Origin of the sequence: Pedobacter sp. Hv1 (genome assembly GCF_001412215.1) — a bacterium.
Taxonomy (GTDB): domain Bacteria; phylum Bacteroidota; class Bacteroidia; order Sphingobacteriales; family Sphingobacteriaceae; genus Pedobacter.
The window spans coordinates 92,795-117,478 of sequence record NZ_LLWP01000003.1; the positions used below are offsets into that span (position 1 = coordinate 92,795).

Annotated in this window: 27 protein-coding genes; 6 read left to right on the plus strand and 21 right to left on the minus strand. The window is 37.2% G+C overall.

Translation table 11 applies throughout. From position 1 onward, the window contains the following. The first annotated feature begins 35 nt into the window (after window positions 1-35). The 5 genes from AQF98_RS06765 (at window position 36) to AQF98_RS06780 (ending at window position 3,643) form a co-directional block, all read left to right on the plus strand. A complete protein-coding gene (locus AQF98_RS06765) occupies window positions 36-1,223 on the plus strand; it encodes a hypothetical protein (protein ID WP_055131171.1) in 1,188 nt (395 codons plus the stop codon). 55 nt (window positions 1,224-1,278) lie between these two features. Then, the gene (locus tag AQF98_RS22000) at window positions 1,279-1,440 is read left to right on the plus strand and encodes a FeoB-associated Cys-rich membrane protein (RefSeq protein ID WP_152969655.1); all 162 of its coding nucleotides are present in this window, start codon (window positions 1,279-1,281) and stop codon (window positions 1,438-1,440) included. A gap of 7 nt (window positions 1,441-1,447) precedes the next feature. Next, window positions 1,448-2,035: a Crp/Fnr family transcriptional regulator gene (locus tag AQF98_RS06770; RefSeq protein WP_055131172.1), complete on the plus strand. Its 588-nt coding sequence runs from the start codon at window positions 1,448-1,450 to the stop codon at window positions 2,033-2,035. A 128-nt stretch (window positions 2,036-2,163) separates the two neighbouring features. Then, window positions 2,164-2,694, plus strand: a complete 531-nt coding sequence (locus AQF98_RS06775; RefSeq protein WP_055131173.1) for a YceI family protein — start codon at window positions 2,164-2,166, stop codon at window positions 2,692-2,694. A 73-nt stretch (window positions 2,695-2,767) separates the two neighbouring features. Beyond that, window positions 2,768-3,643: a pirin family protein gene (locus tag AQF98_RS06780; RefSeq protein WP_055131174.1), complete on the plus strand. Its 876-nt coding sequence runs from the start codon at window positions 2,768-2,770 to the stop codon at window positions 3,641-3,643. A 72-nt stretch (window positions 3,644-3,715) separates the two neighbouring features. Here AQF98_RS06780 and ispF read toward each other — a convergent pair whose 3' ends face one another. Both ispF and porV read right to left on the minus strand, forming a co-directional pair. Continuing rightward, window positions 3,716-4,195: a 2-C-methyl-D-erythritol 2,4-cyclodiphosphate synthase gene (gene ispF, locus AQF98_RS06785; RefSeq protein ID WP_055131175.1), complete on the minus strand. Its 480-nt coding sequence runs from the start codon at window positions 4,193-4,195 to the stop codon at window positions 3,716-3,718. Beyond that, window positions 4,195-5,373, minus strand: coding sequence for a type IX secretion system outer membrane channel protein PorV (gene porV / locus AQF98_RS06790; RefSeq protein ID WP_055131371.1), 1,179 nt, complete (start codon window positions 5,371-5,373; stop codon window positions 4,195-4,197). Before porV ends, ispF begins: the two co-directional genes overlap by 1 nt. Before the next feature lie 378 nt (window positions 5,374-5,751). On the opposite strand from porV, the gene AQF98_RS06795 reads away from it, so the two are divergent. Then, window positions 5,752-7,323: an SUMF1/EgtB/PvdO family nonheme iron enzyme gene (locus AQF98_RS06795; protein ID WP_055131176.1), complete on the plus strand. Its 1,572-nt coding sequence runs from the start codon at window positions 5,752-5,754 to the stop codon at window positions 7,321-7,323. A 52-nt stretch (window positions 7,324-7,375) separates the two neighbouring features. Here AQF98_RS06795 and AQF98_RS06800 read toward each other — a convergent pair whose 3' ends face one another. The 19 genes from AQF98_RS06800 to AQF98_RS06890 form a co-directional block, all read right to left on the minus strand. Continuing rightward, complete coding sequence (locus tag AQF98_RS06800) at window positions 7,376-7,876, minus strand: biotin/lipoyl-containing protein (protein ID WP_055131177.1); 501 nt, start codon at window positions 7,874-7,876, stop codon at window positions 7,376-7,378. Window position 7,877: 1 nt separating this feature from the next. After that, window positions 7,878-8,462: a DUF4159 domain-containing protein gene (locus AQF98_RS06805; protein WP_235524184.1), complete on the minus strand. Its 585-nt coding sequence runs from the start codon at window positions 8,460-8,462 to the stop codon at window positions 7,878-7,880. 158 nt (window positions 8,463-8,620) lie between these two features. Further along, the gene (locus AQF98_RS06810; protein WP_055131178.1) at window positions 8,621-9,322 is read right to left on the minus strand and encodes a 16S rRNA (uracil(1498)-N(3))-methyltransferase; all 702 of its coding nucleotides are present in this window, start codon (window positions 9,320-9,322) and stop codon (window positions 8,621-8,623) included. 11 nt (window positions 9,323-9,333) lie between these two features. Next, window positions 9,334-10,737 (minus strand): hemolysin family protein, encoded by a 1,404-nt coding sequence (locus AQF98_RS06815; protein ID WP_152969656.1) that lies wholly within the window; start codon window positions 10,735-10,737, stop codon window positions 9,334-9,336. Window positions 10,738-10,754: 17 nt separating this feature from the next. Continuing rightward, complete coding sequence (locus AQF98_RS06820; RefSeq protein ID WP_055131179.1) at window positions 10,755-11,306, minus strand: inorganic diphosphatase; 552 nt, start codon at window positions 11,304-11,306, stop codon at window positions 10,755-10,757. Beyond that, on the minus strand, window positions 11,299-11,970 hold the full coding sequence (locus tag AQF98_RS06825; protein ID WP_055131180.1) for a DedA family protein: 672 nt from the start codon (window positions 11,968-11,970) through the stop codon (window positions 11,299-11,301). Before AQF98_RS06825 ends, AQF98_RS06820 begins: the two co-directional genes overlap by 8 nt. A gap of 46 nt (window positions 11,971-12,016) precedes the next feature. After that, complete coding sequence (locus AQF98_RS06830) at window positions 12,017-13,390, minus strand: NADH-quinone oxidoreductase subunit N (protein ID WP_055131181.1); 1,374 nt, start codon at window positions 13,388-13,390, stop codon at window positions 12,017-12,019. 4 nt (window positions 13,391-13,394) lie between these two features. After that, window positions 13,395-14,861, minus strand: coding sequence for a NuoM family protein (locus tag AQF98_RS06835; RefSeq protein WP_055131182.1), 1,467 nt, complete (start codon window positions 14,859-14,861; stop codon window positions 13,395-13,397). Between the two features lie 21 nt (window positions 14,862-14,882). Then, window positions 14,883-16,784 carry an NADH-quinone oxidoreductase subunit L gene (gene nuoL, locus AQF98_RS06840; RefSeq protein ID WP_055131183.1) on the minus strand — a complete coding sequence of 634 codons (1,902 nt, stop codon included), beginning with the start codon at window positions 16,782-16,784 and terminating at the stop codon, window positions 14,883-14,885. Window positions 16,785-16,795: 11 nt separating this feature from the next. Continuing rightward, window positions 16,796-17,125 (minus strand): NADH-quinone oxidoreductase subunit NuoK, encoded by a 330-nt coding sequence (gene nuoK, locus AQF98_RS06845; RefSeq protein ID WP_055131184.1) that lies wholly within the window; start codon window positions 17,123-17,125, stop codon window positions 16,796-16,798. After that, window positions 17,118-17,624 (minus strand): NADH-quinone oxidoreductase subunit J, encoded by a 507-nt coding sequence (locus tag AQF98_RS06850; RefSeq protein ID WP_055131185.1) that lies wholly within the window; start codon window positions 17,622-17,624, stop codon window positions 17,118-17,120. The genes nuoK and AQF98_RS06850 overlap by 8 nt, the downstream gene beginning before the upstream one ends. A gap of 104 nt (window positions 17,625-17,728) precedes the next feature. After that, the gene (locus AQF98_RS06855; protein ID WP_055131186.1) at window positions 17,729-18,229 is read right to left on the minus strand and encodes an NADH-quinone oxidoreductase subunit I; all 501 of its coding nucleotides are present in this window, start codon (window positions 18,227-18,229) and stop codon (window positions 17,729-17,731) included. A gap of 9 nt (window positions 18,230-18,238) precedes the next feature. After that, window positions 18,239-19,276: an NADH-quinone oxidoreductase subunit NuoH gene (nuoH, locus tag AQF98_RS06860; RefSeq protein WP_055131187.1), complete on the minus strand. Its 1,038-nt coding sequence runs from the start codon at window positions 19,274-19,276 to the stop codon at window positions 18,239-18,241. Continuing rightward, window positions 19,276-20,286: a 2Fe-2S iron-sulfur cluster-binding protein gene (locus tag AQF98_RS06865; RefSeq protein ID WP_055131188.1), complete on the minus strand. Its 1,011-nt coding sequence runs from the start codon at window positions 20,284-20,286 to the stop codon at window positions 19,276-19,278. The genes nuoH and AQF98_RS06865 overlap by 1 nt, the downstream gene beginning before the upstream one ends. A gap of 2 nt (window positions 20,287-20,288) precedes the next feature. After that, a complete protein-coding gene (nuoF, locus tag AQF98_RS06870) occupies window positions 20,289-21,665 on the minus strand; it encodes an NADH-quinone oxidoreductase subunit NuoF (RefSeq protein WP_055131189.1) in 1,377 nt (458 codons plus the stop codon). Continuing rightward, entirely contained in the window at window positions 21,665-22,177 is a 513-nt protein-coding gene (nuoE, locus tag AQF98_RS06875) for an NAD(P)H-dependent oxidoreductase subunit E (protein WP_055131190.1), read from the minus strand. Before nuoE ends, nuoF begins: the two co-directional genes overlap by 1 nt. Next, complete coding sequence (locus AQF98_RS06880; RefSeq protein WP_055131191.1) at window positions 22,170-23,384, minus strand: NADH-quinone oxidoreductase subunit D; 1,215 nt, start codon at window positions 23,382-23,384, stop codon at window positions 22,170-22,172. The genes nuoE and AQF98_RS06880 overlap by 8 nt, the downstream gene beginning before the upstream one ends. Before the next feature lie 6 nt (window positions 23,385-23,390). After that, a complete protein-coding gene (locus tag AQF98_RS06885; protein WP_055131192.1) occupies window positions 23,391-23,891 on the minus strand; it encodes an NADH-quinone oxidoreductase subunit C in 501 nt (166 codons plus the stop codon). Then, a complete protein-coding gene (locus AQF98_RS06890) occupies window positions 23,891-24,433 on the minus strand; it encodes an NADH-quinone oxidoreductase subunit B (RefSeq protein WP_055131193.1) in 543 nt (180 codons plus the stop codon). Before AQF98_RS06890 ends, AQF98_RS06885 begins: the two co-directional genes overlap by 1 nt. Between the last annotated feature and the right edge of the window lie 251 nt (window positions 24,434-24,684).

Sequence of the window (24,684 nt, forward strand, 5' to 3'; positions counted from 1 at the left end):
AAATCTGTTAAAAGATTAATTTAACTTATCTAACCATGATCAAAAAATATCGTGAGGCTTTCAATGCAAATTTTACTGCTGAAAAATATGCTCAGTTGATGACTGCATTAGAAGTAGGATTTCCGGCCATACCTTTCCGTGTGGCCGAAACCCCTATTTTCATTCCTGCTGCTTTAAAAGAAAAGTTAATTGCCGCAGGCGAAGAAATCATCGCACTGATTAAACAGGATAATTTTAAAACATTAACCCAAAAGGCCATCCCAACAGCATGGAATGTACCTAATGAAACCTCACATCCGCATTTTTTAACTTTTGATTATGGATTGTGCAAAGATCAAAATGGCGAGATTACTCCAATGTTAATTGAAATGCAGGGTTTTCCTTCGCTATATGGCTTTCAATCGCATTTGGCAGCTAACTATAAAAAGTCTTTTGATTTAGATGACAATCTTAACCCCTATTTTAATGACCTAACCGAGGCATCTTATTTCGAACTCCTTAAAAAGGTAATTATTGGTCCTCACCAACCTCATGAAGTGGCCTTAATGGATGTAAATGCACCTAACCAAAAAACAGCGATCGATTTTTTTGTTACCGCTAAACATCTAGGGATTAAAATTCTTGCCTTATCAGAAATTAGAAAAGTTGGCAAACAACTTTTTTATGAAGAGAATGGTCAAAAAATAAAATTGAAACGCATTTATAACCGTTTAATTTTTGATGAAGTTGCCGCAGATGAAAATATTTTCGAAAACAGTTTCGATCCCAGAGAAGAATTAGACATTGAATGGATTACGCATCCCAACTGGTTTTATCGAATCAGTAAATACACCATGCCTTTTTTAAAGAGCGAGTTTGTACCTGAAACTCGTTTTTTAAACACCATTAAAGACATCCCAACAGATTTGGAAAATTACGTGTTAAAACCCTTATTCTCTTTTGCAGGCATGGGTGTAATTATTGATGTAAGCCTAACGGATATCCAACAGATTGTTGATCCAGAAAACTGGATCTTACAAAGAAAGGTTACCTACGAACCTGTTATTGAAGCTCCAGATGCTGGGGTTAAGGCCGAAATTAGGATGATGTATTTATGGCCGGAGGGCGAAGAACCACAATTATGTATCAATCTGGGCCGATTAAGCCGTGGCAAAATGATTGGCGTTCGCTACAATAAAGATTTCGATTGGGTAGGTGGTACGGTTGGCTTAATGGAAAAATAGGCCAATTTTGACAGTTCTCTGAACGTGAATCATTAAATAATCGTAATTTTGCAGTATGGATATTCAATTTATCTTAATGATCATCATTTTTGCTGGCGCATTATTTTATGTAGGCCGAATGATTTATCGTGCCATATCTCCCAAATCAACTGGCTGTGCCTCTGGTTGTGGCAAATGCGCTGCAAATTTCGATAACATTCCTTCACCCAAGAAATAGCTTTTCGATGTTAGACAAATTCGCCATTTATCTGAGAGAAAGATTAAACATTACCGATGAACAGGCGGAACAAGCAGTAAGCTGTCTGAAAACCAAAAGCATTAAAAAAGGCCAAATTCTTTTAAGTGCAGGCGATTTAAAGTCTGATGCTTATTTTATCAACAGTGGGTTACTGCGTTATTTCTCTATCGACGAAAAAGGAAAAGAACATATCATTCAATTTGCTCCAGAAAACTGGATGCTGTCTGACAGAGATACAACTGTATTTAATGAAGCTTCTGTTTTTTACATCGATGCCATAGAAGATACAGAGGTTGTTGTGGTTAAAAAAGACTTCTTCCCAGCCATCAAAAATATTGTACCAGAAATTCTTGAGCTCAACATCCTCATGTTGCATAACTCAATTCGGTTTATGCAAAAAAGGATAAATATGTTGCTGAGCGCAAGTGCAGAAGAAAGATACCTCAACTTCATTAAACTCTACCCCAACCTTACCCTTCGGGTACCCCAATGGATGATTGCCTCTTACCTGGGTATCACTCCAGAATCATTGAGCCGCGTACGTAAAGACCTGGCAAACAAACATTTTAGATAATCTTTTCTAATGAGCTATTAAACAAATGCACTAGTGTTCGTTGTTTCTTACCATACATCAATGTGTAGTAAAACTACCCGCCATACCTTTGTGTTATAAAATTTAAACAAAACATAAAACGAAAACATATGGCAACTACAAAATGGACATTAGATCCAACTCACAGCGAACTACAATTTAAAGTAAAACACTTAATGATTACCACAGTTACTGGTAACCTAAAATCTTTCTCTGCCGAATTAATTTCAGAAGGTGATGATTTTACAAATGCTGAGATTTCTTTCAAAGGTGATATCGACTCGATAGACACTGGGAATAACGATCGCGACAATCACTTAAAAAGTGGTGATTTCTTTGATGCGGAGAAATTTGCACATATCGAATTTAAATCTTCATCAGTAGAAAAAGATGGTGGTGATTATATTGTTAAAGGCAATTTAACCATTAAAGGAGAAAGCAAGCCAGTGAAATTAACAGCAGAGTTTGGTGGTATTGCTACAGATCCATGGGGAAATACAAAAGCAGGCTTTACTTTAAGTGGAAAAATCAACCGTTCTGAATTTGGTTTAACTTGGAATGCTGCTTTAGAAACTGGTGGTGTAATGGTAAGCGAAGAAGTGAGAATTTTAGGCGAATTACAGTTTGTAAAACAAGCTTAAAACTAAATACATGGTGTGAAGCGTTAAACACCACTACAAAATATGTAACGCAAATCTATTAGTCTTTTCAACAATGAAAGCAAATACAAAACAAATAGCCGGAATTTTAAATCCACCTGCTCCACATATGGTAGGCGATGGTTTTAGGGTTCACAATTTTTTCCCTAGTGGGTATAAATTAAAAATGAGCCCATTTTACATGCTAGATTACAATGCAAAAATTGAGTTCTCTGCACGTAATGAACCTCGTGGTGTTGGTGTACACCCACATCGTGGATTTGAAACCGTAACAATTGCTTACCATGGTGCCGTTGCGCATCACGACAGTGCAGGCAATAGCGGCGTAATTTACCCTGGCGATATCCAATGGATGACTGCTGCAAGTGGCATTTTACATAAAGAATATCATGAAGAGAACTTCAGTAAAAAAGGTGGTCCTTTTCAAATGGTACAGCTTTGGGTAAATCTTCCTGCAAAAGACAAAATGAGCACTCCAAAATACCAAGGAGTTAAACACAGCGAGATACAGCAATATATTTTGCCCGATCAGGCAGGTGCGATTGAGGTCATTGCAGGAACCTACAAAGACAAAAAAGGCAGTGTATCTACTTTTAGTCCAATAGAAATGTATAATGCCCGATTAAATGAAGGTGCAAAAGTAAATTTTGATCTTCCGGCTCATTACAATACAGGCATTGTAATTATTGAAGGCAAAGTAAAAATTAATGGCGAGGAGATTGCCCAAACAGACCAAATGGTTCACTTCAAAAATGAAGGAGAGCACATTGAAGTAGAGGCATTGGCAAACAGCGTGATCTTAGTTTTAAGTGGCGAACCAATTAATGAACCTATTGCTGCTTATGGTCCTTTTTTAATGAATAAACCAGAAGAAATACAACAAGCTATAGCCGATTATAACGAAGGCAGATTCGGCTATTTAGAGGAATAACATTCGTTTCTTTTTTTCTGAAAATCGGCAAATTGCATTATGTAATATTGCCGATTTTTTTTTTGTCCCAGCTTATAGCTTCTCGATTAAACAAACAGCATAAGCCACTACGCCCTCTTCTCTACCAATAAAACCCATTTGCTCATTTGTGGTTGCTTTAATAGAAATATCATCAACCGAGATACCTGCTGCAGCTGCAATATGTGCTTGCATTTCTGGAATATGTGGATTGATTTTTGGTGCTTCCAAGCACAGCATCGCATCGATATTCCCGATCTGATAACCCTTTTCTATTAATAGTTTTACGGTTTCCTGCAACAGAATTACACTACTGATCCCTTTCCAACGTGGGTCTGTATTTTTGAAATGAAAACCAATATCTCTTAAATTGGCAGCACCTAAAAGTGCATCGCAAATGGCATGCAACAATACATCGGCATCTGAATGGCCAAATGCCCCTCTATGATGTGCTAACGTAACACCCCCAACTACAAAAGGATGACCATCTTTTAATTGATGAACATCGAAACCAAAACCTACCTTAATTTTCATTATTTGTTATTCCCGAAGTTGAAAAGCAAGCTAAATCTAAGCGTGTTAGCTAGCGGACTTTTTTGTGGATTTGCGATTAGATAAGCAAAATCTATATTGAAAACATTATACTTTAAACCTGCGCCCAATGTAAAATAACGGCGATCTCCCTTTTCTGGAGTTTCATAAAAATAGCCTGCCCTTAATGCAAACTGTTGATTATACCAATATTCTGCCCCGGCAGCAATACTGATTTCCTTCATTTCTTCGCTAAAACCTCCCGGGGCATCACTAAAAGAGCCAAACATACCAGACAAAGCAGAACGATCAGGATCTCTCCCTGAGATGATATTTCCATTAGAATCTCTAATAGGTTGGGTAGGCACCATCAATTTGTTAAAGTCTAAAGCAAAGGTAAATTGGTTATAATCGTCAATAATGAAAGTAGAGGCTCCTCCTATCTTGAGGTTGGTTGGCAAGAAATAATCACGCCCCCCATCTACATAACTCATTTTAGTACCGATATTAGATATATTTAAACCTGCCGAAAGAATGGCATCTTTACCAAACAAAATGGTTGGTTTTTTATAAAACGCAGAAACATCTAATGCAAATGCCTTGCCTGCTTTTGTTTCTTGGCCCGCAGAAAATTGACCAGACGTTAAGTTGGAATAGATAAACCTTGCGGTTGTACCCAAAGAAAATTCATTGCCAAATCTCTTGGCGTAGGTGGCATCAATTGCAAATTCATTCGGACTATAAATTCCTAAATCTTGCTGACCAGCATCCGTTAATTGTATTTGACCAAGAGAGAAGTAACGTAATGACCCCCCCAATGTGCTTTGATCATTTAATTTATAAAAACCACTGATATAAGCCAAGTTGATATCTGGCACCAAGCTTTTTAACCATGGGCTATAAGAAGCAGAAAAGCCATACGGTTTTTCTAAGAATGCCAGTTTAGCTGGGTTGATGCTCATTGAATTTGCATCTGGCTGTATAGCTACACCTGCCTCTCCCATACTTCCAGCTCTTGCATCAGGTGTGATGAGCAAAAATGGAACAGCTGAAGACACATTATTAGACTGGCTACCATTAGTCTGTGTACCTGGTTGCACAACTTGAGCTCGTAATTTGCCACAAAATATCACTAAAGTAAATATACCAATGGCAGCTGTGCTAAAGTACTTTGAATTCATTTGTTGGATATAGGTATAACTGGTATGCAAGTTAACATAGTGTTTACTAATTTCAAAGTATTAAAGTAGGCTAATTTTAATAAGCCTGTTCAAACATTTGATAAATGTAACTTTTAACTATAAATGTATAAAAGATTATTGATTTATTCCCATAAGCCTGTACGTTTATATGTTAAAAATAGCAGCTAGTTTAGTCTATTTTCATTTCAGCGCTAATCAAACACTCAAATTTTATGCATTCATGGATTGCAATTTTCTCAATAGTTAATATTTTTACCATTAACGCACAATTCACTTCATTCATTTAAAAAAGTTTTTTTGGCGAATAGCTCTTTTTTTATGTAATTTTATCAGTTAAGTGTTACAAAGACACAATTTATGAAAAAAATATTTTTATACTTATCTGCTTTCTTCATCAGCATTATTGTTTTTTCGTCGTGTAGCGGTGGAAAGAATAATGCAAGTGTATCAAACAAAACTGGTTATGCTTATAATCAAAAAGCAAATGGTGGTTTTGAAGTAGCTAGCAAATTTAAGCGTGGTATTGGAGAAGGTCTGATCGAAATTGAAGGTGGCGAATTTATCATGGGCGGTAGCGCCGTTGATATACCAGGACAAGACTTGGGTAATTACAGTTACAAAAGAGAGGTTACCATTAGTTCTTTCTATATGGATGAAACTGAAGTTTCTAATACCAACTGGTTAGAATATTTAAACTGGATCAGGAGAAATTTCCCTACAGACGAGCAATATTATTATGAAGAATTACCTGATACCTTGGTATGGCGTAATCCACTTTCTTTTAATGAGCCTTTTGTAAACAATTACTTAAGACACCCAGCTTATAAAGATTATCCAGTGGTTGGTGTTAGCGCTAAACAAGCAGAGCGTTATTGTGTGTGGAGAACCGACATGGTTAACGAGAAATTATTAAGAGATAAGGGTTATATGAATTCGTTTGCAGTAGTTAATGGAACTGCAACTGGCAAAAATGCGCCTAAAACTCCTATTGTTAAAAGTGAGAAACCTTTCAATACCGACCTTTATTTAAATGGTCAAAATGACGATAAGGGTCCTAAAGCAAAAGAAGATCTTAATCCTGCAGCAGTTGCAGCCGCAGGCACTGCACCAACGGGTAAAAAAGGTGCACCAATGGCTACAAGAAATGTGAGACTTGAAGATGGTGTAATTTTACAACCTTATCGTTTACCAACTGAAGCTGAGTGGGAATATGCAGCTTTAGCTTTGATCGGAAATACAAAAAATCAAAATATCGAAGAGAAAAAAATCTATCCTTGGAATGGTTTGGGCATTACCTCAGCTAAGAAAAGAACTAGAGGCCAGATCTTGGCAAACTTTAAAAGAGGCAAAGGCGATTACATGGGTGTTGGTGGTGCATTAAATGATAAAGCTGCATTTACCGAAGATGTAAAAAGCTATTTGCCAAACGATTTTGGTTTGTATAACATGGCTGGAAACGTGAATGAATGGGTAGCTGACGTTTATCGTGCAGCAACTTACGAGCAAGCTGATGCCCTCAATCCATTTAGAGGTAACCAATTCACCAACAAAGACAGAGATCCTAGCACAGGAGCGTTAAAAGCAGATAAATATGGCAAACCACAAATGGTAAAAGCCAACTCGGGCAAAAAACAAACATGGGAAGAATTACAGGCAAGTAAAACTGCTGGTGGAGAAACCTACAATGCCGATCAACGTGGCTATCGTGATGAGCAAAGTCCTTTGTATGGTATTAGCACTTTGGTAAATGATAAATCAAGGGTTTACAAAGGTGGTTCATGGAATGACCAGGCCCAATGGCTAAATCCTGCTACCAGAAGACATATGCAAGAAGATGATTCTAGTGCTGACATTGGTTTCCGTTGTGCAATGACAATGTTGGGTTCTTCTGAAATTAAGGCGAGTAAAGGATTTAAATCTAAAAGATAGTTGAACAACATACCTAAATAAAAAAGGCTCGCAAATTGCGAGCCTTTTTTATTTAATTGAAACTGATTAATATTTCGTTCTTTTCTACTTTATCACCTTGTTTAATTGCTACTTTCTTGACGATGCCATCTGTTGGCGATTTGATCATGTTCTCCATTTTCATGGCTTCGAGCACCAAAAGATTATCTCCCTTTTTCACTTCTGCCCCCTCTGCTACCAAAACATTCAATACTAATCCCGGCATTGGAGCTTTAATTTGTTGGATCTTGTTCACTGCCAAATTATCCATACCCAACTGTTTCAACAATTGATCAAATTGATCTTTGATTGTTAAGGTATAAATGTTGCCATTTACCTTTACAATAGCTGTTTTTTCTTCCTTATTCAGCTCCACAACTTCTATGTTATAAGAGTTGTTTCGATATAAAACATGTGTTTTATTCGCCCCCAATTCAGTACTGTCTAATACAATGGGCTCATCATTTACCTGAAGCTGTTTGTTGGCAGTAGTAATATTAAAATTGTATTTATTGTTGATATTGATTTGATACATGTTATTGAGTTAATGCAAATTGAACCAAGTTAGCACCCATTTTAAGCGCTTTATTTCTACTTTCTTGTGTGTCTGTAGGGTAAGTACCAAAATCTTCCCAGCCATTACCTAAATCGCACTCGTAGGTGTAATAACAAACTATTCTACCTTTCCATACCAGCGCAAAACCTTGTGGTCTTTTGCCTTCATGTTCGTGTATTTTTGGTAGGCCCAGTGGAAATTTAAATTTTTGGTTATATATTTTATGGTCTGATGGCAATTCTACAAAACTCAATTCAGGAAATACCTTTTTCATTTGAGGCCTGATAAATTTATCTAACCCATAATTGTCGTCAATGTGCAAAAAACCTCCGCCAATTAAATACTTTCTTAAGTTATTTGCTTCCTGATCTGTAAATATCACATTGCCATGCCCTGTCATATACACAAAAGGATAATTGTAAAGCTCAGCACTCCCTACTTCTACGATACCTTCATCTGGCATAAAATTGGTAGCGATATTCTTATTACAAAAATCGATCAAATTGGGCAAAGCTGTTCTGTTCCCGTACCAATCGCCACCGCCACTATATTTAAGTTTACCCATTTTATAGGTGGGCGCTTTGAAGCTTGCAAAAAGTAAAATCGTAAATAGAAGACAAAAAATAGGAAATAGAAAATGGGAAAAAGGAAATAGTGCACGAAATCTTCCTTTCAAAGATCGAACACTAGCAACTGACAACAGGAAACTGGTAACTGATCTGATCATCTATTGATATAATTAACCTCAAAACAAGCAGCCAAAGCAGCTGTTTCTGTCCTTAAACGGGTGGTACCTAAAGTTACAGGTTTATAATCATTTTGCAAAGCAATCTCTAGCTCTGCTGGTGTAAAATCACCTTCTGGACCAATTAAAATCAAATAAGATTGATGTGGTATTGTACTATTGTTGATAAATGGTTTTTCTCCCTCCATACAATGCGCAATCATTTTTTGCGCATCAGATTTCTGCTTCATCAACTCGGCAAAAGATATAGTGGGATTTAATTGCGGGTGGTAAGCGGTTAGCGATTGTTTAACCGCCGAAGTAATCACCTTCTCTAACCTTTCTTCCTTTACAATTTTACGTTCAGAACGGTCGCAGATGATAGGCGTAATTTCATCAATCCCAATTTCGGTGGCTTTTTCTAAAAACCATTCCAATCGGTCTATATTTTTAGTGGGCGCAATAGCGATATGGAGGTGATGGTTTCGTTTTCCAAACTCTACTTGTTTACTGATCACCTTAAGCTGAACATTCTTTTTGTTCATCCCATTAATTTCGGCTTCATATAAACCACCCTTTCCATCAATTAAATGAATAACATCTCCCAGATTTAAACGGAGTACCTTGCTACAGTGCTTACTTTCCTCTTCGTTTAGGGAATAAATGTCTGAGGTAATATCGGGGGTGTAAAAAACATGCATTAGCTTTGGTTTTAATGCGTATCTACCATGTCACTCTTATTGATGACCAATTCAAGTTTAATGGTTTCGATATTCTGTTCCGTTTTCTTTAAGATGGTAAATAAATACCCATAACATTCTTCGCTATCACCTACTTCCGGTATTTTACCAAAAGCATGAGAAACCAAACCACCTACCGTATCAAAATCTTCATCTTCTGGTAAATCGTGTGGCAAATGTTCATTTACATCGTAAACTGTAGCATAAGCATTGATCACAAATTCTGTATCCGAAATCTTTTCTACAGTTGGTTTCTCTTCATCGTATTCATCCTGGATCTCTCCAACAATTTCTTCTACAATATCTTCTAAGGTAACCATACCCGCAGTGCCGCCAAACTCATCAATTACAATCGCAATTTGGATACGTTTTTGTTGAAGTTCGCTCAATAGGTCATTGATTTTTTTGGTCTCTGGAACAAAGTATGGCTTTCTAATGATATCACTTAATGTCCATGTTTTATTACTCGCCAATAAAGGCAACACATCTTTGGCATGGATGATTCCAATGATTTTATCAATAATATCATCGTAAACAGGCATCCTCGAATAACCTTCTCCAATAATAATCTGAACAACCTCTTCTTTTGGTGTATTTAATTCGATTCCCGATATTTTGGTACGAGGAACCATGATATTTTTAACCACACGTTCATTAAAATCAAAAACGTTTTTGATCAGCTCGTGTTCATTGTCTTCTAATGCGCCACTTTCTTTACCCTGATCTAACAAATATTGTAACTCTTCGTTACTGTGCAACGATTCGTGCCCACCTGCAGTATTGATACCAAATGGCTTTAAGATAATGGTTGCCAAACCATTCAAAGCCCAAATAAATGGCCTAAATACAATATAAAAAATTTGCAATGGTGCAGATACAAATAAGGTTGTAGCCACAGGCCTTTGAATGGCCAAAGATTTAGGCGCCAGCTCTCCAAAAACAATATGCATTACCGTAATAACCGAGAAGGCTACAATGGTAGATGCCGAGCGAAGGAATGCTTCACTAACAGTTAAATTAAAACTGTTAAACATGTTTAAGAAAATCGTATGCATTACACCTTCACCAACCCAACCTAATCCAAGTGAGGCCAAGGTAATTCCCAATTGTGTAGCGGCCAAATATCCATCCAAATTGTGGACGATATTTTTAGCCATTTTACCAACCCTGCTCCCAGATTTAGCTTTAATTTCTATCTGCGAAGCCCGAACTTTAACAATTGCAAATTCTGCCGCAACAAAAAAACCATTCAAAAGCACAAGAAATAGTGCAAATAGCAAACGCCAACCTACCGAACCTCCTTCTGCATCTGGAGTAGCTACTACAGCTAGAATGGATACAGGAAGGAATGCACTAAGAATTGTAATTGCTGACATACTGACGGGGTAAATCATTAAGAATTATTTCTAAATTTCTTATTGTAAAGCTCAACGCTTTCTTGTATTACTTTATGCGCATAACGCACACCAAGTAAATGTTCTATGGTAACTTTCTTTTCTTCTAATGCTTTGTAATCTTGAAAGAATTTTACAATTTCTTTCATGGTATGTGGTGGCAGTTCTGGCAAATCGTTAATGTAATTTACAGACATGTCATTTTTAGCTACTGCAATAATCTTATCGTCTTGCTCTCCATTATCTACCATGTGCATTACACCAATAACCTTCGCTTCAATAATGGTCATCGGATAAACGTCTACAGAACACAATACCAATATATCTAATGGGTCATTATCATCACAATAAGTTTGTGGAATAAAGCCATAATTGGCTGGGTACATAACCGATGAAAATAATACTCTATCTAATTTGATCAAATTAGATTCTTTATCAATTTCGTACTTTGCTTTTGATCCTTTAGGGATTTCTATAATTGCATTTACTGTTTCGGGCAAGTTTTCGCCAGGAGAAACGCTATGCCATGGGTGATGATCGTCTTTACTCATTTTCTTCTTCAATCTCTATTTCATTATCATGCTCACCTTTTGTTACCTTCTTTTTCACAAACGTGATGACCAATGGTATAGTGGTGATGACAATGAAACCTATAATAATATAAACCAAATATTCTTCTATCTGTTCGGCAAAACGTTTACCGAGAAAATATCCCAACAAAGTTAAGGAAGCTATCCATAATATTGCACCTGCAATGTTATAAAGTGCAAATTTTTTGAGATCTAATTTAACAACTCCTGCAAAAATTGGAGCGAATGTTCTTACAATTGGCACAAATCTGCCCATAATTAAAGCAAAGGCACCTTGTTTTCGGTAATATTGTTCTGCTGCAATAAGGTACCTCTTTTTAAAGAAAAAGGTATCTTTTCTTTTATAGAGCACAGGGCCTGTTTTACGCCCAAACCAATAACCCGTGAAATTTCCACAAATAGCAGAGATACACAAGCCAAGCACCAACACATAAATGTTCACATCCAGTTTTCCTGTTGCTACAAACATGCCTGCCAAAAACAAAAGATAATCGCCGGGTAAAAAGAAACCGAAGAACAAACCGGTTTCGGCAAAAATTACAAACAAAACAACATAAAAGCCACCCTCTTTCAGTAGTTTTTCAGGGTCAATAAAATGCTGTAATGAATTCCAGAATTCTTGCATAGTTCAATTATTCGTAAAACTACAAATAATAATCTACATCATTAGGTTATATCAAATTTAAAATAAGCGATGGATAAACACCTAATAACAAGGTCACTATTACTGACAATACCAATACAATTTTATACTGTAAAGGAGCATCTAACTCTACGGATGCGCCCTCTTTGAACCAAATAGCGATGATTACCTTGAAATAATAATAAAAACCTACCAAAGCGTTTAAAATGGCAATCACTACTAAAGCTACTTGATAATTTTCCATTACGTTTAAGAACATAACGTATTTACCAATAAATCCTGCGGTTAATGGAATACCTGCTAACGAAAGCATGGCTACTGTTAAAGTAAATGCAGCCAAAGGATTTTTTTTGCCTAAGCCATTAAAGCTATCGATGCTATCACTTCCTGTTTTTTGTTTCACCAAAATCAATACCGCAAAAGCAATGATACTTGCAAAGGTATAAGCTGCTGCATATACCAACACATTACTTGCAGAGTTAGCTGTTAAAACAACCAAAGAGAACAATAGATATCCTGCATGAGAAATACTTGAATAGGCCAACATTCTCTTGAAGTTCTTTTGATACAAAGCAGTAATGTTACCAATACATAAAGTAAGGATCACAATGACCATTAAGGCTGGCATCCAGAAATCGTGTAAAGGCTCAAATGCACCGGCAAATAACCTTAAGAATGCTGCAAAGCCTGCTGTTTTAACCACAGTAGACATGAAAGCGGTAATTAGTGAAGGAGAACCTTCGTACACATCTGGTGTCCAGAAGTGAAAAGGTGCGGCACCAACTTTAAAACACAGACCAATCATCATTAAGATGATACCTGGATAAAACAATGGAGAAACTGATTTTACATTATCTACCAGATATTGTTGAATGACAGCAATATCAAATGATCCTGTAGCACCATAAATTAAAGTGATTCCGAACAATAAAAATCCTGTAGAAAATGCACCCATTAAAAAGTATTTCAATGATGCTTCATTCGATGCAAAGTTGAGTTTTCTTATCCCTGCCAAAATATATAAAGCTACCGACATGATTTCGACCCCAATAAAGAGCATCGACATGCTCTGATAAGACACCATAATGGTAATACCACATAAGGCGAAAAGGATCAGTGTAAAGTATTCTGCAATGTTATCACTCCCCTCTGCAAAATAGCGTTGGGTTAATAGAAAGATAAAAAATGTACCGATAATAGAGATTGCAGAAAATGCCAATGCAAAATTATCCATCCTCATCATTCCGAAATAAGTGGTAGGATTATTCCATGCGTTAATCGTAAAGCCCAATGCAACAAGCAATCCGATTAAAGTTAAGGGTAGTAAGGCTTTTTTTGCCTTAAACAAACCTGCATAAAGTACTACTAAAGCCGTAACGGCAATGGTTATAATAATGTTCATCTGTTTAGTTTAACCCTGTTAATTTTTGATTTACCTGTTCTAATAAATGTTGTACTGCTGCTTCTGATAAATGTAAGACAGGTTTAGGATAAACACCCATCACCACGATCAATACACAAATGGTATACAACACTACTTTCTCTGTTCCTTTGATATCAGTAAAACCGATAGTCAAGTCGTTAGTTGTACCTAACATTACTTTTTGATACATTCTCAGCATGTAAACTGCACCGAATATAATTGTTAAGCCTGCAATTAGACCTAACCAAGCATTATAGCTGTATACACTAAATAACAATAAGAATTCGCCAATAAAGCCGTTTGTTCCTGGCAAGGCCACTGTACCTAAAACGATAATTAAAAATGTAATCGCCAATTGTGGTGCAACTTTGGCCAAACCACCCAACTCTTCAATCTTGTTGGTTTGAAGGCGAGAGAAAATAATATCCAATACAAAGAACAAACCGACTACGTTAATACCATGACTTAACATCTGTACCATTACGCCTTGTAAGCCTTGGGTACTTAGGGTAAAGATACCTGCAGCAATTAAACCAACGTGTGCAATAGAAGAATAAGCCACTAAACGTTTAGCGTTTCTTTGGGTAAATGCAATGATAGAGGTATATACAATTCCAATTACCGAAAGTACCATTGCCAACATTGTCCAATCGTGCACACCTTGTGGTACAATTGGCAACAACCATCTGATAACGCCATAAATACCCATTTTTAGCATGATACCCGATAACAACATGGTTCCAGCTGCTGGAGCTTCGGTATAAGTATCTGGTTGCCAAGTATGGAATGGGAAGATTGGCATTTTAATCGCAAATGCGATAAAGAAAGCCCAAAATACCCAACCTTGTTGATATGAGTCTAAATTGAGTGCATAAAATGCATTGATATCAAAGTTATTTGCAGGGTTTTGTAGATATAGATAAATGATACCCAATAGCATAAAAAGTGATCCTGCTATGGTGTAAACAAAAAACTTCATGTTTACTTTGATGCGATCTTTTCCGCCCCACATGGCACAAATAAAGTAAACCGGAATTAAGGCAGCTTCCCATCCGATGTAGAATAAAAATCCATCCAATGCAGTAAATACCAATAACAATCCGCTTTGCATAAATAAGATCAATGCATAAAAAGCATTTGCATTCTTATATTCATGTTTAAAGCTTGCCAAAATGATCAACGGCATTAAAACGTTGGTTAAAATTACAGTAACCATGCTAATGCCATCCAAACCAACATGGAAGTTGATGCCCAATTGTTGGATCCAAGGATAGTTTACGGCAAACTGTGTGCTTGCATCTGGTGTAAACCTTAACAATAAACCAATGGTTGTGCCAAGCGAAAACAGTGAAAATGCCAAAGCACCCAACTTAGCCGTATTTTGCTTGGCCATCATTGCAGTAATGATAGCGCCAACTAAGGGTAGAAATATGAGTATTAAAAGTTCCATTTATAGCTGTTGAACCGAATTTTAAGAGATAGTTAAATAAGTATACAATAACAAAGCGACGATACCGAATACCATCATAAAAATATAGAAACCTACGTTTCCTGATTGTAAAAGGCGTAATCCTTTACTTCCTTCATTAGCTGTCCAGCCTAAACCATTTACCAGCCCATCAATTACCTTTTTATCGATAATGCGATAGAAAAATTTAGAAAATGCATCTAATGGCTTACGGATAATCGCATCATAGATCTCATCTAAGTAAAACTTGTTGTAAGAGATCTTAGCCAATAAAGAACGTTTACCCTCTGCTGCAACTGGAACATGTGCATTTTTAACATATTTGGTATAAGCGTAAATGGTAGCTACCAGGGCCGCCAACACAGAAACACCCATTAATGCAAATTCAGTAGTATGGTCTAAACCTAATTCGTGATGTGCAATGCCCGCTCCAGTTAACCAATGTGCAAGCCACTCGTTACCACCAAAAGCTGCAGGAATATTGATCAATCCACCAATTGCCGCTAAAATTGCCAATACAATTAAAGGAAACGTCATCGATTTTGGCGACTCATGGATATGTTCTTCTGCATGGTGTGTACCACGGTACTTTCCAAAGAAAGTTAAAAACATCATCCTGAACATGTAAAATGCAGTTAAGAATGCGGTAAATAAACCAATTGCCCATAACACTTTACTGTGTTCGTAAGCGTGTGCCAATATTTCATCTTTAGAGAAGAAACCAGAGAATGGTGGTAAACCTGCAATAGCAATGGTACCAATCATCATGGTGGCAAAAGTAACTTTCAGTTTAGACTTTAATCCACCCATGTGGCGCATATCTTGCTCGTGGTGCATGGCATGGATTACAGAACCTGCACCCAAGAATAACAAAGCTTTAAAGAATGCATGGGTTAGTACATGAAAGAATGAACCAGTATAAGCACCAACGCCTAAACCTAAAAACATATAGCCCAATTGAGATACTGTTGAATAAGCCAGTACTTTTTTAATATCTGTTTGTGTTAAAGCAATAATGGCTGCAATTAAAGCCGTGGCCGTTCCAATAATGGCAATTAAATCTTGTGTAGTTGGTGCCAAATCAAACAAGCTGCTTGAACGGGCAATCATGTAAATACCGGCGGTTACCATGGTTGCTGCGTGGATTAATGCAGAAACTGGTGTTGGACCAGCCATTGCATCTGGCAACCAAGTAAATAAAGGCAACTGTGCCGATTTACCACAGGCACCAATAAATAACAATATGGTAATTAAAGTAATTGTTCCAGAGCCAGGCATCATATTAGCCGCTTGCGGAAATACTTTTGCAAATTCTACGCTACCGAAAGTATTGAAGATCAAGAATACCCCTAAAAGGAAACCTAAATCGCCAATTCTGTTCATTACAAATGCTTTTTTAGCTGCACTTGCATAATTGCTATTGGTATACCAGAAACCAATTAATAGATAAGAACATAAACCTACACCTTCCCAGCCGATAAACATCACAATGTAGTTTGAACCCAATACCAAGATCAACATGAAGAAGATAAACAGGTTCAAATAACTGAAAAACTTACCAAAGCCAGCATCATCATGCATGTAGCCTGTAGAATAGATGTGGATTAAAAAGCCAACTCCTGTAATGATCAAGAGCATAATTGCACTTAATGGATCATATAAGAAAGAGAGCGGAATATGTAAATTACCGGCACTGATCCAATCGAAAAGATCAATGGTAAATTGTTTTTGTGTACCAGCACCCAGTTCAAAAAACAAAACAACACTTAATACAAAAGAGGCAAATATTACACCACTACCAATTAAACCGATTAGGCTCTTGCTAAAGGTATTTCTGCCTAGGCCATTAATTACAAAGCCTAAAAGCGGAAGTAAAGGAATTAACCAAAGTAAACTATTTATCATCTTCTATCTAATTACCACTTAAGGCGATTTAACACATTAATATCTATCGACTGCGTATTTCTGTAAACCATTACAATAATCGCTAATCCTACGGCTACTTCTGCTGCTGCCAAAGCCATAATAAAAAATACAAAAACCTGTCCTGATGGATCGTTATGATGTACCGAGAAAGCTGTGAGCAATAGGTTAACTGAATTTAACATCAGCTCTACCGACATAAAAATCACAATTGCATTTCTACGGGTCAATACACCAACCACTCCGATCGTAAAAATAATTGCACATAACCAGATGTAATGGTTAAGTGGAACTGCTTGCATGGTTTGGGTTAGATTATCCATTCGCTTTTTCTTCTTTTTTGGTTAATAATACTGCACCAACCATTGCTGTTAACAATAAAATTGAAGCCAGTTCAAATGGTAACATAAATGGACCAAATAATTCTTTACCTAGGTTTTTAACCAATCCCAAGTTTGGATTTTTCAATACCAAAGGACTATTGATCGCAACTGCCTTTAAAGAGCCTACCAAAGTTACCACAAGGCAACCTCCGGCAATTACACCCACAATTTTAATGAGATTTGATTTATTGGGCTCATTTTCTTTATTTAAATTGAGCAACATGAGCACAAAGAGGAATAGAACCATAATTGCTCCCATGTATACAATAAAGTTTACAACTGCCAAAAACTGTGCGTTTAACAACACATAATGCACTGTAAAAGTAAAAAAGGTAAGGATCAAATATAAAACACTGTGGATCGGGTTCTTCGAAAAGATAACCAGCAGCGAAAAAATGATGCTTAATGTTGCTACGAAATAGAATACTGATGTACCCATTAATTTTCTTTTTGTTTAGTTTATTTGTTCATCGTCATTCTGAACTCGTTTCAGAATCTTTCTAACCGGATGCTGAAATAAATTCAGCATGACGTACTCTCTTTTTATTTTACCTCCAATGGAGCTTCAACCAATTTATCTTTTCCGTAAATAAAATCCTTACGTAAATAATCAGATGGCACAATTGGCCCATCTAAGTAAATTGCTTCTTTAGGGCAAGCCTCTTCACATAAACCACAGAAAATACAACGTAACATGTTGATTTCATAAACTGCAGCATATTTCTCTTCGCGATATAAAGCTTTCTCTTCTGCCTTACGCTCTGCAGCAATCATGGTAATGGCTTCTGCTGGGCAAGACAAGGCACATAATCCGCAAGCGGTACAACGTTCTCTTCCCTCTTCGTCTCTTTTTAAAGAGTGCATCCCTCTCCAGTTGATCGAAAATTCTCTTTGTTGCTCTGGATATTTAATGGTTGAACTTTTCTTAAAAAAGTGGCTCATTGTAGTACCTAAGCCCTTTACAATTGCAGGCAAATACATGCGTTCTGCCAAATTAAGTGGCTTTTGCTCTAGTACTTTTTTCTTATTGCTTAATGATTCCATATCTACCTCTTAAAACTTGTTTACAACAGCGATTACTATCCCTGTAATGATGATATTGGCAATAGCTAGTGGGATCAATCCTTTCCAGCCTAAATTCATCAATTGATCATAACGGAAACGAGGGATAGTCCAACGTACCCACATGAAGAAAAAGATGAAAGCGAATATTTTCAAAAATAATACTGCTGTTCCAATTAATGGTGCCGCAATTGGCCCTACCTGTGTAGCTACCCAATCCATACCAGGGTAGTTGTAACCACCAAAGTATAAAGTAGCCATCACAGCTGATGAAACAAACATATTGATATACTCAGCAAATAGATAGAACCCTAATTTCATTGATGAATACTCTGTATGGTAACCACCGATCAACTCGGTTTCACACTCTGGCAAATCGAATGGTGCACGGTTCGTCTCTGCAAAAGAGCAGATCATAAAAATAAGGAAACCTAGTGGCTGATATAAAACATTCCAGTGCCAACCATGTTGTTGGGCTACAATTTCTTTTAAGCTCAAGCTATTGGTTACCAAAAGTAGGGCAATGATAGATAAACCCATGGCTACCTCGTAACTAATGTTTTGAGAAGCTGCTCTAATGGCACTTAATAATGAATATTTATTGTTAGAGGCCCAACCTCCAATCATTACACCATATACACCTAAAGATACTACACCAAAGATGTACAATACACCAACGTTGATATCGGTAACCTGTAATGGAATAACTCTATCACCAATTTTAAGGTCTTGCCCCCAAGGAATAACTGCTGTACCGATACAGGCACAAAGCATGGCTAAACCCGGACCAACCATAAATAACCATTTATTGGCATTTGATGGAATGATCTCTTCTTTCATGAACATTTTTAAACCATCGGCCAAAGGTTGTAAAATACCAAAAGGGCCTGCTCTATCTGGTCCAAGCCTATCTTGTAAAAAGGCAGCAACTTTACGCTCTGCATAAGTAGAGTACATGGCAATGACCAAACTGATGGCAAATAAAATAGTTACCAGCAAAAATTTCTCTATAACAAAATCTATATCCATTAGAATTTAATGCTTTTTTCTAGTTCAACTTTATTTGCTTCTTGCAAGGCAAGGTTTTCTTTAATTACTGGCAACGGTTTAAATGTTTCGTAATGGTTCGACGAAATTACCGATGTATCTGCAATATGCGTTGGGTGTTCAATTGTCCAATCGGCAGTTGCTTTTTTATCAAAGCGACAAGTATTACAGATAAATTCTTCTACCTCTCCAAATTGGTCTTTACGGGCTGTAACACGTAAAACATCGGCACCTTTATACCAAAGTGTTACTTTACCATTACACTTTTCATGGTCGCAATTTCTGTGTGCATCAACAGGTTTAGTAAACCAAACCCTGTTTTTGAACCTAAAGGTTTTATCAGTTAATGCACCTACAGGGCAAACATCAATTACGTTTCCTGAGAAATCGTTATCAACAGCAGCTTGGATATAGGTAGAAATTTCTGAATGATCACCACGGTTTAAAATTCCGTGAACACGTTTATTGGTAATTTGATCTGCAGTAAATACACAACGATAGCACAAGATACATCTGTTCATGTGCAACTGAATTTTATCGCCAATATCTATTCTTTCGAAAGTACGACGCTCAAATTCATATCTTGTTTTTTGCAAACCATGCTCATAACCTAAGTTTTGTAAGTCGCACTCTCCGGCTTGGTCGCAAACTGGGCAATCTAACGGGTGATTGATCAATAACATCTCTACCACACCACTTCTGGCCTCTAAAACCTCTGGCGAAGTAATGTTTTGCACTTCCATTCCATCCATTACCGTAGTACGGCAAGAGGCTACCAATTTTGGCATCGGACGTGGGTCTTTTTCAGAACCTTTGGTTACTTTAACAATACATGTACGGCATTTACCACCACTTCCTTCTAATTTAGAGTAATAGCACATTGCAGGTGGTACAATATCGCCCCCAATTTGCCTTGCAGCATTGAGAATACTTGTACCCGGTGCTACTTCTACCGTGATTCCGTCTATGGTTACCTTCATTAAGTCAGCCATGATTAAATATTATCCTGTTTAACTTCTTCAACTTTTTTCTCAATTGGCACTGCGTAATTTGCGATACCATAATTGCTGTCCTGACTTTTGATTGGCTCTTTTACATGCCACTCAAATTCATCTCTAAAGTGTCTAATTGCACTTGCAACAGGCCAAGCCGCCGCATCGCCCAATGGACAAATTGTATTTCCTTCTATTTTTTTAGACACATCAACCAATAAGTCAATATCACTCATTTTTCCGTGTCCATATTCTAGTCTGTGCAATACTTTTTCTAACCAACCCGTTCCTTCTCTACAAGGCGAACATTGTCCACAGCTTTCGTGGTGATAGAAACGAGAAAAGTTCCAAGTGTTTCTTACAATACACTGGTCTTCGTCAAAAGCGATAAAACCGCCTGAGCCCAACATTGTTCCAGTTGCAAAACCACCTTCAGAAAGTGATTCGTAGCTCATTAAACGTGCATCGCCATTGGCATATTTTAATGATAGGTTGGCCGGTAAAATTGGCACAGAAGAACCTCCAGCTACAGTAGCTTTTAGTCTTTTGCCATTGGCAATACCTCCACAATATTCATCAGAATAAATAAATTCTTCAACTGGCAGGCCCAATTCAATCTCATAAACACCTGGTTTTACCAAGTTTCCAGAGGCCGAAATTAGTTTAGTACCAGTACTTCTGCCAATACCAATTTTTGCATATTCGTCGCCACCATCGTTGATAATTGGCACAACTGCAGCAATAGATTCAACATTATTTACTACTGTAGGGCAGCCATATAAACCAGCAATAGCCGGGAAAGGTGGTTTGATACGAGGATTTCCTCTTTTACCTTCTAATGATTCTAATAAAGCAGTTTCTTCTCCGCAGATATAAGCACCACCACCTGGTTGTACATAAAGCTCCAAATCATATCCAGAACCTAATATATTTTTTCCTAAAAATCCGGCAGCCTTAGCTTCAGCAATTGCTTTTTCAAGGATACGGATTTGAGGCATCATTTCGCCACGAACGTATATGTAAGAGGTTTTGGCACCAAGTGCAAAACTTGAAACAATCATTCCTTCAATTAAAGCATGAGGAATATAGGTCATCAGATACCTATCTTTAAAAGTTCCAGGCTCAGATTCGTCTGCATTACAAACCAGGTAACGTGCAACACCTTCTGGCTTAGCCAAAAAACTCCACTTCATCCCAGTTGGGAAACCTGCACCACCCCTGCCACGTAAACCAGACTTTTTAACTTCTTCCACCACTTCATCAGGTGTTAAAGTTTTCAAAGCTTTCTCTACAGCACGGTAACCACCTTTTTGGCGGTAAACTTCTAGCGTATTAATGCCAGGTACGTTGATATGTTCGAGTAATAGTTTACGTCCCATTATTTCTTGCGTAAATCGTCTATTAATTGATCAACCGATTGCTCAGTTAAATTTTCGTAGAAAGTATATTCTGGACCAATTTGTAATACTGGAGCGAAACCACAAGCAGCTAAACACTCTACACCTCTCCAGCTAAACAACCCATCTTCTGTAACTTCGCCTTCTTTAACACCAAGTTTACTTTCAATGTGGCCCATTATTTTTTCTGCGCCTACCAAACAGCAAGGTCCGGTACGGCAAACTTCCAATACGTATTTACCTTTTGGCTGTAAGAAGTACATGCTATAAAAAGAAGCAACTTCATACACTTCAATAGGCTCTATTGTTAAATATTCAGCAACTTTATCCATTGCAGCGGCACTTGTCCAACCAAATTCTGCTTGTACCAAGTGTAAAATTGGCAATAAAGCCGATTTTTGTTTTCCAACAGGATAACGTTTTACAATTTCATCAAATTTGTCAAGCAAAGCTGATGAAAATTCTACAGGTTGTTGTTCTTCTACTTTAAGCATCTAATTCTCCTGCAATAATGTTCATGCTACTCATGTTAATAATGGCATCTGATAACAGCATACCTTCACTCATTTTAGCAAACATTGAGTAATTAATAAAACTTGGTCTTCTAAAGTGCAAACGATAAGGTGTTCTACCACCATCATTGATCAAATAGAAACCCAGCTCACCATTTCCACCCTCTACAGCGTGGTAAACTTCTGCTTTTGGTGCATCAATTTCGCCCATCACAATTTTAAAGTGATAGATCAATGCTTCCATATTATTGTAAACTTCTTCTTTTCCTGGTAAATAAAATTCTGGCACATCGGCATGGAAGATACCTTTAGGCTCTGATTTTAGTTTCTCTAAAGCCTGTTCGATAATCCTTACACTTTGCCACATTTCTTCGTTGCGCACCAAATAACGGTCGTAAATATCGCCACTGGTACCTACTGGGATTTCAAAATCAAAATCCTGATACGAAGAGTAAGGCTCGCTTACACGAACATCATAATCTACACCTGTTGCACGCAATAATGGGCCTGTCCAACCGAAACTCAATGCATTTTCTTGAGTTACTTCGGCAACGCCTGCAGTACGATCGATAAAAATACGGTTACGGTTCAATAAGCTTTCAAACTCTCTTAAAGCAACCGGAAATTCTTTTAAAAATTTATTGATTTTCGCAAAAGCGATATCATTAAAATCTCTTTCTAAACCTCCAATACGACCAACATTCGTAGTTAAACGAGCACCACAGATCTCTTCATAGATTTCGTAGATATGCTCTCTAAACTGGAACAGGTAAAGGAAGGTAGTAGTTGCCCCTGTATCTTGAGCAATAATAGTATTGCAAATGATATGGTCTGAAATCCTGGCCAACTCCATTACAATTACACGAAGGTAATCTACACGTTTAGGGATTTGGATATTCAACAACTTTTCAACCGTCATGTGCCATCCCATGTTATTAATTGGGGATGAACAATAATTTAAACGGTCTGTTAAAGGGGTAATCTGATAAAACGGGCGGTGTTCTGCAATTTTTTCAAATGCTCTGTGGATGTATCCAATGGTAGATACGCCACTTACAATACGCTCGCCATCTAATTGGAGTACGTTTTGAAAAACACCGTGTGTTGCAGGGTGCGTTGGACCTAAGTTTAAGGTTACCAATTCGCTCTGCGGATCGTTATCTGTATATACTGGTTGATTGTGCTTCATTAGTTCTTATCTACCAAAGTATTCGTCTTTTTTATCAACTCTATTCGGGTCTTCTAATGGATATTGTTTAAGCATAGGATGTACGCCTAAATCGTCCATATTTAAAATTCTTCTCAGATCGGGATGTCCTTCAAACTTGATCCCAAAAAAATCGTAAGTTTCTCTTTCCATCCAGTTGGCCGAATTCCACAAGGTTGATACTGTTGCAATGGTTGCATCATTTTCGTGAATGAAAACTTTCAATCTTAACCTAATGCCACTTACCATACTGTGCAAATGATAAACTACGGCCAATTGGTTTTTCTCTGGATAATGTACCGCCGTTAAATCAGTTAGGAAATTGAAATTGATTTTTCCGTTCTCTTTCAAGAAAGACAAAACATTGATGATTTTATCTTTTGTAGTTGAAAAAGTTAACAGACCATAAGGCTCTGTTACATCAAAAAGCTGCTCGCCAAATTTCTCGCCAAGCAGATCAATAATTTCTGTATTTGTTGCTTTAGCCATTATTCTATTCCGTAAGAAGCTAACATTTGTTTATACTGATCAGAATATCTTCTTCTGCCCGATTCGTTCTTTACCAACTCCTGTATTTTACCAAAGCCATCTAAAATAGCTTCAGGGCGTGGCGGACAACCAGGAACATACACATCAACCGGGATAATTTCGTCTATTCCCTGTAATACAGAATAGGTATCGAAAATTCCTCCACTTGATGCACAAGCACCCACAGCAATTACCCAACGCGGCTCTGCCATTTGTAAATACACTTGTTTTAAAACTGGCGCCATTTTTTTAGCAATGGTACCCATTACCATTAAAAGATCTGCTTGGCGTGGAGAAAAACTTAATCTTTCTGCACCAAAACGACCAAAATCGTAATGCGAACCCATGGTTGCCATAAACTCGATACCACAGCACGAAGTGGCAAATGGCAATGGCCATAATGAATGTGAACGTGCCAAGCCAATAACCTTATCTAGGGAAGTTGCAAAAAAGCCTGAGCCTTCTATACCTGGTGGCGCATCTACTATGTTGATTTCACTCATGTTATTAAACAAAAAATGCTTATTCCTAATAGAGAATAAGCAACAAATCTACAATATTTAGCAGTAATAAATTTAAGCGATAATTATTTAGAACAAATATAAATAAGTTGCAAGTTATAGGTTGTGAGTTGTGAGTTTAGATTCAGAAAGATAATTAACCAAATTACCTTACCTAATTGTAGGTTTATATGCTAAAGCGTAGCTTAAAGTTTTTTATTATCATTTAGTCAGACTTGCAATAGTAGGCCAGT

Bases quoted from the DNA above. Each gene is read 5' to 3' on its own strand.
- AQF98_RS06765 (WP_055131171.1), top strand. From the start codon at position 36: ATGATCAAAAAATATCGTGAGGCTTTCAATGCAAATTTTACTGCTGAA.
- AQF98_RS22000 (WP_152969655.1), top strand. From the start codon at position 1,279: ATGGATATTCAATTTATCTTAATGATCATCATTTTTGCTGGCGCATTA.
- AQF98_RS06770 (WP_055131172.1), top strand. From the start codon at position 1,448: ATGTTAGACAAATTCGCCATTTATCTGAGAGAAAGATTAAACATTACC.
- AQF98_RS06775 (WP_055131173.1), top strand. From the start codon at position 2,164: ATGGCAACTACAAAATGGACATTAGATCCAACTCACAGCGAACTACAA.
- AQF98_RS06780 (WP_055131174.1), top strand. From the start codon at position 2,768: ATGAAAGCAAATACAAAACAAATAGCCGGAATTTTAAATCCACCTGCT.
- ispF (WP_055131175.1), bottom strand. From the start codon at position 4,195: ATGAAAATTAAGGTAGGTTTTGGTTTCGATGTTCATCAATTAAAAGAT.
- porV (WP_055131371.1), bottom strand. From the start codon at position 5,373: ATGAATTCAAAGTACTTTAGCACAGCTGCCATTGGTATATTTACTTTA.
- AQF98_RS06795 (WP_055131176.1), top strand. From the start codon at position 5,752: ATGAAAAAAATATTTTTATACTTATCTGCTTTCTTCATCAGCATTATT.
- AQF98_RS06800 (WP_055131177.1), bottom strand. From the start codon at position 7,876: ATGTATCAAATCAATATCAACAATAAATACAATTTTAATATTACTACT.
- AQF98_RS06805 (WP_235524184.1), bottom strand. From the start codon at position 8,462: ATGGGTAAACTTAAATATAGTGGCGGTGGCGATTGGTACGGGAACAGA.
- AQF98_RS06810 (WP_055131178.1), bottom strand. From the start codon at position 9,322: ATGCATGTTTTTTACACCCCCGATATTACCTCAGACATTTATTCCCTA.
- AQF98_RS06815 (WP_152969656.1), bottom strand. From the start codon at position 10,737: ATGTCAGCAATTACAATTCTTAGTGCATTCCTTCCTGTATCCATTCTA.
- AQF98_RS06820 (WP_055131179.1), bottom strand. From the start codon at position 11,306: ATGAGTAAAGACGATCATCACCCATGGCATAGCGTTTCTCCTGGCGAA.
- AQF98_RS06825 (WP_055131180.1), bottom strand. From the start codon at position 11,970: ATGCAAGAATTCTGGAATTCATTACAGCATTTTATTGACCCTGAAAAA.
- AQF98_RS06830 (WP_055131181.1), bottom strand. From the start codon at position 13,390: ATGAACATTATTATAACCATTGCCGTTACGGCTTTAGTAGTACTTTAT.
- AQF98_RS06835 (WP_055131182.1), bottom strand. From the start codon at position 14,861: ATGGAACTTTTAATACTCATATTTCTACCCTTAGTTGGCGCTATCATT.
- nuoL (WP_055131183.1), bottom strand. From the start codon at position 16,784: ATGATAAATAGTTTACTTTGGTTAATTCCTTTACTTCCGCTTTTAGGC.
- nuoK (WP_055131184.1), bottom strand. From the start codon at position 17,125: ATGGATAATCTAACCCAAACCATGCAAGCAGTTCCACTTAACCATTAC.
- AQF98_RS06850 (WP_055131185.1), bottom strand. From the start codon at position 17,624: ATGGGTACATCAGTATTCTATTTCGTAGCAACATTAAGCATCATTTTT.
- AQF98_RS06855 (WP_055131186.1), bottom strand. From the start codon at position 18,229: ATGGAATCATTAAGCAATAAGAAAAAAGTACTAGAGCAAAAGCCACTT.
- nuoH (WP_055131187.1), bottom strand. From the start codon at position 19,276: ATGGATATAGATTTTGTTATAGAGAAATTTTTGCTGGTAACTATTTTA.
- AQF98_RS06865 (WP_055131188.1), bottom strand. From the start codon at position 20,286: ATGGCTGACTTAATGAAGGTAACCATAGACGGAATCACGGTAGAAGTA.
- nuoF (WP_055131189.1), bottom strand. From the start codon at position 21,665: ATGGGACGTAAACTATTACTCGAACATATCAACGTACCTGGCATTAAT.
- nuoE (WP_055131190.1), bottom strand. From the start codon at position 22,177: ATGCTTAAAGTAGAAGAACAACAACCTGTAGAATTTTCATCAGCTTTG.
- AQF98_RS06880 (WP_055131191.1), bottom strand. From the start codon at position 23,384: ATGAAGCACAATCAACCAGTATATACAGATAACGATCCGCAGAGCGAA.
- AQF98_RS06885 (WP_055131192.1), bottom strand. From the start codon at position 23,891: ATGGCTAAAGCAACAAATACAGAAATTATTGATCTGCTTGGCGAGAAA.
- AQF98_RS06890 (WP_055131193.1), bottom strand. From the start codon at position 24,433: ATGAGTGAAATCAACATAGTAGATGCGCCACCAGGTATAGAAGGCTCA.